Genomic DNA, 9,551 nt, shown 5'->3' on the forward strand with positions numbered 1-9,551 from the left:
GACCGGTGAGTGGGTCGAGGGCCCGGAGCTGTCGGCGTCGTACTGGTTCGAGAACCTGCGTCGTACGGTCGAGCTGGAGGGCGCGGTCCGGTCGCTGCTGGAGCAGGGCTTCGGGGCGTTCGTGGAGTGCAGTGCCCATCCGGTGCTGGCCATGGCGGTGCAGGAGACGGCGGAGGACGCCGGCCGTCAGGCCGTGGTCGTGGGTACCCTGCGGCGTGACGACGGTGGTCCGGGCCGGTTCCTGACCTCGCTCGGAGAGGCGTTCGTCGGCGGGATCCCGGTGGACTGGAAGGCGGTCTACGCCGGTACCGGCGCCCGCCGCGTCGACCTGCCCACCTACGCCTTCCAGCGCGACAACTACTGGCTGGAGTCCGGAACCGTCCCCGAGTCCGACGGCGGCGCCCCCACCGACTCCGTGGACGCGCGCTTCTGGGAGGCGGTGGAGCGGGAGGACTGGGCGGCGCTGGCGGCCGAGTTGGAGGTCGACGGGGACCAGCGGCTGAGCGAGGTGCTGCCGTTGCTCTCCTCCTGGCGGCGGCGCAGCCGTGAGACGTCGACGCTCGACGGCTGGCGCTATCGGGTCACCTGGAAGCCGCTGCCCGACGACAGCACCTCCGCCGCCACCCGCCTCACCGGAACCTGGCTGCTCATCGCGCCGGACGACGACGAGACCGGGCTGACGGCCGACGTGGCCCGCACCCTCACCGCACGCGGCGCCGCGGTACGCGTACTGGCCCCGGCCACCGCCGATCGTCACGCGCTGACGGCCCTCATCCATGAGGCCGCCGGTGAGATCGCCGCGACCGAGGAGCACTTGGCCGGTGTGCTGTCGCTGCTCGCGCTGGACGCCGAGCAGCCGCTGCACACCTCCCTCGCGCTGGTGCAGGCCCTCGGCGACGCGGAGGTGACCGCACCGCTGTGGTGCGCCACCCGAGGCGCGGTCTCGGTGAACAGCGCCGACACCCTCGACGCCCCGGAGCAGGCGCTCGTCTGGGGCCTGGGCCGGGTGACGGCCCTGGAGCACGGCGAACGCTGGGGCGGTCTCGTCGACCTGCCCGCCGAGCCGGACGAGCGCTCGCTCACACGCCTGGCGACGGCCCTCGCCGCCACCGGCTACGAGGACCAACTCGCCGTCCGCCCCACCGGATTGTTCGTACGCCGCCTGGTGCGCGCCCCCCTCGACCGCACCCCCGTCACCCGCGACTGGAAGCCGCGAGGCACCGTGCTGGTCACCGGCGGTACGGGTGCCCTGGGCGCGCACGTGGCCCGGTGGCTGGCCCGCGACGCCGAGGCGGACTCCGCCCCCGTGCACCTGCTGCTGACCAGCCGCAGCGGCCCGGACGCCCCCGGGGCCGGCGAACTCCGCGACGAGCTCACTGCGTTGGGCGCCGAAGTGACCATCGCAGCCTGCGATGTGGCCGACCGCACCGCGCTCGCAGAACTCCTCGCCGCGATACCGGACGAGCGGCCGCTGTCCGCCGTGGTGCACACCGCCGCCGTACTGGACGACGCCGTGGTCGAGGCGCTGACCCCGGATCAGCTGGACCGGGTCCTGCGGGTCAAGGTCGATGCCACCCGCAACCTGCACGAACTGACGTGTGAGCTGGACCTGTCGGCGTTCGTGCTCTTCTCCTCCTTCGCGGCCACCTTCGGCGCCCCCGGCCAGGGCAACTACGCGCCCGGCAACGCCTTCCTCGACGCCTTCGCGCAGTGCCGGCGCGACGCCGGACTCCCGGCGACCTCGGTCGCCTGGGGCCCGTGGGGCGACGGAGGCATGGCGGAAGGCGCGGTGGGCGACCGCATGCGACGGCACGGCGTGCTCGAAATGGCACCCGAGTCGGCCGTCACCGCCCTGGGCCACGCCCTCGACCGGGACGAGACGGCACTGACCGTCGCCGACATGGAGTGGAAGCGTTTCGTGCTCGCCTTCACCTCCGGCCGGCCGCGCCCCCTGCTCAACGACCTCCCCGAGGCACGCGCCGTGATGGACGGCATGCGCGCCGACGCCGAGGCCGACACGTCCGCAGGCAGCGAGCTGATCGAGCGGCTCACGGGCCGCCCGGCGGCCGAGCAGGAGAGGCTGCTCCTGGAGTTGGTGCGTACGGGCGTGGCGTCCGTGCTCGGCTACGCGGGCCCGGAGGCGGTCGAGGCGAACCGGGCGTTCAAGGAACTCGGGTTCGACTCGCTCACCGCCGTCGAACTGCGCAACCGCCTCGGCGCCGCCACCGCGCTCAAACTCCCCCCGACCCTGATCTTCGACTACCCGACCCCCACCGTGCTGGCCGGATACCTGCGGGACGAACTGGCCCGGGCGACCGGCACGTCGGGCGGGGCCGCGGGAGCGGCGGCCGCGACTGCCGCCCCTGCCGCCGCCACCGCGGCAGATGACGAGCCGATCGCGATCGTGGCGATGAGCTGCCGGTTCCCTGGTGACGTGCGGTCGCCGGAGGACCTGTGGCGGTTGCTGGAGTCGGGTGGGGACGCGCTGTCGGGGTTCCCGGTGGACCGGGGCTGGGATGTGGAGGGGCTGTACGACCCGGATCCGGAGGCGCAGGGGACGACCTATACGCGTGAGGGTGGTTTCCTTGCGGACGCCACGCGTTTCGACCCGTCGTTCTTCGGGATCTCGCCGCGTGAGGCGCTGGCGATGGATCCGCAGCAGCGGTTGCTGCTGGAGACCTCGTGGGAGGCGTTCGAACGGGCGGGAATCGACCCGGCCACCCTGCGCGGCAGCCAGGCCGGTGTGTTCGTCGGCACCAACGGCTCCGACTACTCCCTGGTCATGCAGGCCTCCGACGCCGGTTACGAGGGCCACCTGGCCACGGGAACGGCCGGCAGTGTCGTATCCGGCCGAGTCGCCTACACCTTCGGGCTCGAAGGCCCGGCCGTGACGGTGGACACCGCGTGCTCCGCCTCGCTGGTCGCCCTGCACATGGCGGTGCAGGCGCTGCGCACCGGCGAGTGCTCGCTGGCGCTCGCCGGCGGAGTCACGGTCATGTCGACCCCGGGCACCTTCATCGAGTTCAGCCGGCAGCGCGGACTGTCCACGGACGGCCGCTGCAAGGCATTCTCGGCCGACGCCGACGGCTTCACCCCTGCCGAGGGTGTCGGCCTGCTCCTGGTGGAGCGGCTGTCGGACGCGCGCCGCAACGGGCACCCGGTGCTGGCCGTGGTGCGGGGCAGCGCCATCAATCAGGACGGTGCGAGCAACGGACTGACGGCTCCCAACGGGCCTTCGCAGCAACGTGTGATCCGTCAGGCGCTCGCCAACGCCCGTCTGACGACCGCCGATGTGGACGCCGTGGAGGCGCACGGTACGGGGACGAGCCTGGGCGATCCCATCGAGGCGCAGGCGCTCCTCGCGACCTACGGACAGGGCCGGGACGGGGAACGCCCGCTGCTGCTCGGCTCGGTGAAGTCCAACATCGGTCACGCCCAGGCGGCCGCGGGTGTGGCGGGTGTGATGAAGATGGTGCTCGCGATGCGGCACGGTGTGCTTCCGCCGAGCCTGCACATCAGCGAGCCGACCCCGCACGTCGACTGGTCCTCCGGCGCGATCGAGCTGCTGACCCGCAACACCGAGTGGCCCGACACGGGTCGCCCGCGCCGGGCCGCCGTCTCCTCCTTCGGCTTCAGCGGCACCAACGCCCACGCCGTACTGGAGGAGGCCCCGCTAAACGACACGGAGCGGGTGGAGCACTCCGGTGACCCGGCCGGGGAAGCCGCGCAGCCGCTCCTCACGGACGGCACGGCACTGCCCTGGGTGATCTCCGGCAGGACCGAGACGGCGCTGCGCGACCAGGCGCAGCGGCTCCTGGAGCACGTCGAGGCACACGGCGACCTCGAACCGGCCGACATCGGATCCTCCCTCGCGCTCACCCGAGCCGTGCTCGGCCACCGGGCCGTGGTCATCGGCCACGACCGCGCCGACCTCCTGACCGGACTGCGCGCGCTGGCCGAGGAACGCGGCGCGGCCGGGCTTGTGCAGGGGTCGGGCACGGGGGGCAAGGGGGTGTTCCTGTTCCCCGGACAGGGGTCGCAATGGGTAGGCATGGCCTCCGCGTTGTTGGACGCTTCACCCGTGTTCGCTGCCCGGATCGATGAGTGCGCGGCGGCGCTGGACCCCTTCACGGACTGGTCGTTGGTGGATGTGCTGCGGCAGGCGCCGGGTGCGCCGTCGCTGGACCGGGTGGACGTGGTCCAGCCCGCCCTGTTCGCGATGATGGTGTCCCTGGCCGAGCTGTGGCGCTCCGCAGGCGTGGAGCCGGCGGCTGTGGTCGGTCATTCCCAGGGTGAGATCGCCGCGGCGTGTGTGGCGGGTGTGCTGAGCCTTGAGGACGCGGCGCGGGTGGTGGTGCTGCGCAGTCAGGCGATCGGGCGGGTGCTGGCCGGCCTGGGCGGCATGGTGTCGGTGGCGCTGCCGGTGGCGGCGGTGCGGGACAAGATCTCCGCCTGGGGCGAGGACCGTATCTCCGTGGCGGCGGTGAACGGTCCCTCCTCGGTCGTCGTCTCCGGCGAGCCGCAGGCCCTGGAGGAGCTGCTGGCCGCCTGTGAGGCGGACGGGGTACGGGCCCGACGAGTCCCGGTGGACTACGCCTCCCACTCCGCCCAAGTCGACCTCCTGCGGGAGGAGTTGATGAACCTCCTGGCCGACGTGAACCCACGGCCCGTACAGGTGCCGTTCTTCTCGACGGTGACCGGTGAGTGGGTCGAGGGCCCGGAGCTGTCGGCGTCGTACTGGTTCGAGAATCTGCGTCGTACGGTCGAGCTGGAGGGCGCGGTCCGGTCGCTGCTGGAGCAGGGCTTCGGGGCGTTCGTGGAGTGCAGTGCCCATCCGGTGCTGGCCGTGGCGGTGCAGGAGACGGCGGAGGACGCCGGCCGTCAGGCCGTGGTCGTGGGTACCCTGCGCCGTGACGACGGTGGTCCGGACCGGTTCCTGGCCTCGCTGGGTGAGGCGTTCGTCGGCGGGATCCCGGTGGACTGGAAGGCGGTCTACGCCGGTACCGGCGCCCGCCGCGTCGACCTGCCCACCTACGCCTTCCAGCACCAGCGCTACTGGCCCGAGGCGTCCCCGCTGGAAACGGTTCCGGTCGCCTCCGCCGACCCGGCCGACGCCCTGTTCTGGGAGGCGGTCGAGCGCGAGGACCTGGAGTCCCTGGCCGAGACGCTCGAACTCGCGGACAAGGAGCCCCTGGGCCCGGTGCTGCCGGCGCTGTCCTCCTGGCGGCGGCAGAGCCGTGACCGTTCGACGGTCGACGGCTGGCGCTACCGCGTGACCTGGAAGCCGATCGCCGAGGAACGCCCTGGGCGGCTGACCGGCACCTGGCTGCTGGTGGTGCCCGAGGCCGCGGCGGACGGCGAATGGGCCGCAGCGGCGAGCCGGATGCTCACCGGGCGCGGAGCCGCCGTACGCACACTGGTGCTCGGCCCGTCCCACACCGAGCGCAAGGTGCTCGCGGACCGGTTGCGCGAGGAGACGGCCGCGGAGACGACCGGCGCCGTCGCGGGCGTGCTCGCGCTGACGGCGGCCGCTCCGCACCCGCACGCGCTGCACGGCTCGCTCGCCCTGTTGCAGGCCCTCGGGGACGCCGGAGTCGACGCTCCGCTGTGGTGCGCCACGCAGGGCGCGGTGTCGGTGAACGGCGCGGACACCGTGCACGACCCGGAGCAGGCGCTGCTGTGGGGACTTGGCCGCACCGCGGCTTTGGAACACCCGGAGCGCTGGGGCGGATTGATCGACCTGCCCGCCGGCAGCCCGGACGAGCGGTCGCTGACCCGGTTCGCCACCGTACTGACCACGGCCGGATCCGGAGCAGGTGCCGGAGCAGGTGCCGGGTCCGGTGCCCTCGCCGGCGAGGACCAGCTGGCGATCCGACCCACCGGCGTCTACGTACGGCGGCTGGCCCGCGCCTCGCTCGCGGAGGCGAAGCCCGTCCGTGACTGGCGGCCCGAAGGGACCGTACTGGTCACCGGCGGCACCGGCGCCCTCGGCGCGCACGTGGCCCGGTGGCTGGCCCGCGACGCCGAGGCGGACTCCGCCCCCGTGCACCTGCTGCTGACCAGCCGCGGCGGCCCGGACGCCCCCGGCGCCGGCGAACTCCGCGACGAGCTGAGCGCGTTGGGCGCCGAGGTGACCATCGCGGCCTGCGACGTCGCCGACCGCACCGCGCTCGCGGAACTCCTCGCCTCCGCCGTACCCGCCGACCGGCCGCTCACCGCGGTCGTGCACGCGGCCGGCGTCCTGGACGACGGGGTCGTCGAGGCGCTGACGCCGGACCGCTTCGCCACCGTGCTCGGACCGAAGGCGGACGCGGCGCGCAACCTTCACGAGCTGACCCGAGACCTGGACCTCTCCGCCTTCGTACTGTTCTCCGGGGTGGCCGGCACCCTCGGTGACGCCGGGCAGGCCAACTACGCAGCCGCCAACGCCTACTTGGACGCCCTTGCCGAACACCGCAGGGCCGCCGGACTGACCGCCACCTCGATCGCGTGGGGGCGCTGGGGCGAGAGCGGCCTGGCCGCGGACGGCGCCGTGGGCGACCGGCTGGAGCGGGGCGGCGTACCGGCCATGGAGCCGCGGCTCGCGCTGCGCGCGCTGCGGCAGGCCCTGGACCACGACGAGACGACGGTCGCGGTCGCCGACATCCAGTGGGAACGTTTCGCGCCCGGCTTCACCGCCGTACGGCCCAGCCCGTTCATCGGTGACCTGCCCGAACTGCGACGGCTCGCGCGCACCGCGGACGCGGGTGATGCGGAGATCGGCGCGGGCGGTGACGGGGCCCTGTCCGCGGCGCGGGCGCTGCGGCAGCGGCTCGCGGGCATGTCTCAGGCGGAACAGTCACTCGTAGTCCTCGAACTGGTTCGCACGCAGGCCGCCGCCGCGCTCGGCCACCCCTCGACGGCGGAGGTCGGCGCTGCCCGGGCCTTCAAGGAGCTCGGCTTCGACTCCCTGATCGCGCTCGAACTGCGCAACCGTCTGAACGCGGCGACCGGGCTGCGCCTGCCGGCCACGCTGGTCTTCGACCACCCGACCCCGGCCGCGCTCGCCGACTTCCTGCGCGCGGAGATCACACAGGAGGGCGGCGGCTCGGCGGCGGCGCCCGGCATCGCGGAACTGGAACGGCTGGAGTCGGCGCTGTCGGTGCTCGACCCCGACGCGCCGACCAGGACGGACATCACGGCCCGGCTGCGGGCCCTGCTGGCGAAGTGGGACACGGCCGAGCCCGGGTCCGCGCCGGACGGTGAGGCGGTGACGGGACGGCTCCAGGAGGCCACGCCCGACGAGGTCTTCGCCTTCATCGAGAACGAGCTCGGAATTTAGCACTACAGCGTCGCGCACTGGCAGCGCGTCGTTCGTGACGAGAAGCATGGGTGAGGTTCCAATGGCGGATGCGGATCAGGACAAGATCCTCGACTACCTCAAGCGGGTAACGGCCGATCTGCACCAGACACGGCAACGCCTCCGCGAGGTCGAGTCGCAGGAACCTGAGCCGATCGCGATCGTCGCCATGAGCTGCAGGTTCCCCGGAGGCGTCGAGTCTCCGGAGGACCTGTGGCGGCTGGTGGCCTCCGGCGGCGACGCGATATCCGGGTTCCCCACCGACCGCGGCTGGGACATCGAGTCGCTCTACGACGAGGACCCCGACCAGCAGGGCACCAGTTACACCCGCGAGGGCGGCTTCCTCACCGACGCCGGACGCTTCGACGCCGCGTTCTTCGGCATCAGCCCCCGTGAAACGCTCGGCATGGACCCCCAGCAGCGGCTGCTCCTCGAAACGGCGTGGGAGACGTTCGAGCGGGCCGGCATCGACCCGACGACCCTGCGGGGCAGCCGCGCCGGCGTGTTCGTCGGCACCAACGGCCAGACGTACCCGGAGATCCTCCAGCAGGTGCCCAAGGGCGTCGAGGGCTACCTGATGACCGGCAACGCGGCCAGCGTCGTCTCGGGCCGGCTCTCCTACACCTTCGGTCTCGAAGGGCCCGCGGTCACCGTCGACACCGCGTGCTCGGCCTCGCTGGTCGCCCTGCACCTCGCCGTCCAGGCGCTGCGCAACGGTGAGTGCACCCTCGCCCTGACCGGCGGCGTGACCGTGATGGCCAGCCCGCGCTCGTTCGTGCAGTTCAGCCGGCAGCGCGGACTCGCCCCCGACGGGCGCTGCAAGCCCTTCGCGGACGGCGCCGACGGCACCGGCTGGGGCGAGGGAGCCGGCATGCTGCTCGTGGAGCGGCTGTCCGACGCGCGGCGCAACGGCCACCCGGTGCTCGCCGTCGTACGCGGCTCCGCCATCAACCAGGACGGCGCGAGCAACGGCCTCACCGCGCCCAACGGCCCGTCCCAGCAGCGGGTCATCCGTCAGGCGCTGGCCAACGCCGGGCTGACCCCCGCACAGGTCGACGTCGTCGAGGCCCACGGCACCGGCACCACCCTCGGCGACCCGATCGAGGCCCAGGCCCTGATGGCCACCTACGGCCAGAACCGGCCCGACGGCCGGCCCCTCTGGCTGGGCTCCATCAAGTCCAACATCGGGCACACGCAGGCGGCCGCGGGCGTCGCGGGCATCATCAAGATGGTCAAGGCCATCGAGCACGGAGTGCTTCCGCCGACCCTCCACGTCGACCGGCCGACCACCAACGTCGACTGGACGGCGGGCCAGGTCGAACTGCTCACCGAGGCACAGCCGTGGCCGCACACCGGGCAGCCGCGCCGCGCGGGCATCTCCTCCTTCGGCGTCAGCGGCACCAACGCGCACACGGTCATTGAGCAGGCCCCCGTCGAGACGCCCGTCGAGGCACGGGTCGAGGCGCGGGTCGAGTCCCAGGCCGAGGCTCCCGCCGAGTCAGCGGACGGGCAGGCGGGGGTCGCCCCCGGCACCCGTCCGCAGCCGGTACCGCTGCCGCTGTCCGCGCACAGCGCCGAGGCGCTGCCCGCGCAGGCCGAGCGGCTGCACCGCCGCGTCGCGGACGACGGCGACCTCGACCTGCTCGACCTCGGCCACTCGCTCGCGACCACCCGCGCCGCGCTCGACCACCGCACCGTCCTCTTCAGCGAGGACCGCGACGCCCTCCTGCGCGACCTCACCGCACTCGCCGCCGGCGACACGCCTCCCGGCGCCGTCCAGGGCGTCGCGGGCGAGGGCAAGGTGGCGTTCCTGTTCTCCGGGCAGGGCAGCCAGCGCGCGGGCATGGGCCGTGAGCTGTACGAGACTTACCCGGTGTTCGCCGGGGCGCTCGACGAGATCCTGGCTCACTTCGAACTGCCGTTGCGTGAGGCGTTGTTCGGTGACGAGGGTGCGCAGGGTGCGCTTCTGGACCAGACGGCGTACACGCAGCCGGCCCTGTTCGCCGTGGAGGTGGCGCTGTTCCGGCTCCTGGAGTCGTGGGGCGTACGGCCGGACTTCCTGGCCGGTCACTCGATCGGTGAGCTGGCGGCGGCGCACTGTGCGGGTGTGCTGTCGCTGGAGGACGCGTGCGCGCTGGTGGCGGCTCGTGGGCGGCTGATGCAGGAACTCCCGGGCGGCGGAGCGATGGTGGCCGTCCAGGCCGCCGAGGAC

Annotated in this window: 2 protein-coding genes; both read left to right on the top strand. The window is 73.3% G+C overall.

The annotated features are described in order from the left end of the window. Positions 1 to 7,321 (top strand): type I polyketide synthase (locus IE217_RS34140; RefSeq protein WP_190181848.1); only part of this gene is annotated, 7,321 nt, incomplete at its 5' end. A 61-nt stretch (positions 7,322 to 7,382) separates the two neighbouring features. After that, positions 7,383 to 9,551 (top strand): type I polyketide synthase (locus tag IE217_RS34145; RefSeq protein WP_190181849.1); only part of this gene is annotated, 2,169 nt, incomplete at its 3' end.

Origin of the sequence: Streptomyces naganishii JCM 4654, assembly GCF_014650575.1 — a bacterium.
Taxonomy (GTDB): Bacteria; Actinomycetota; Actinomycetes; order Streptomycetales; family Streptomycetaceae; genus Streptomyces; species Streptomyces naganishii.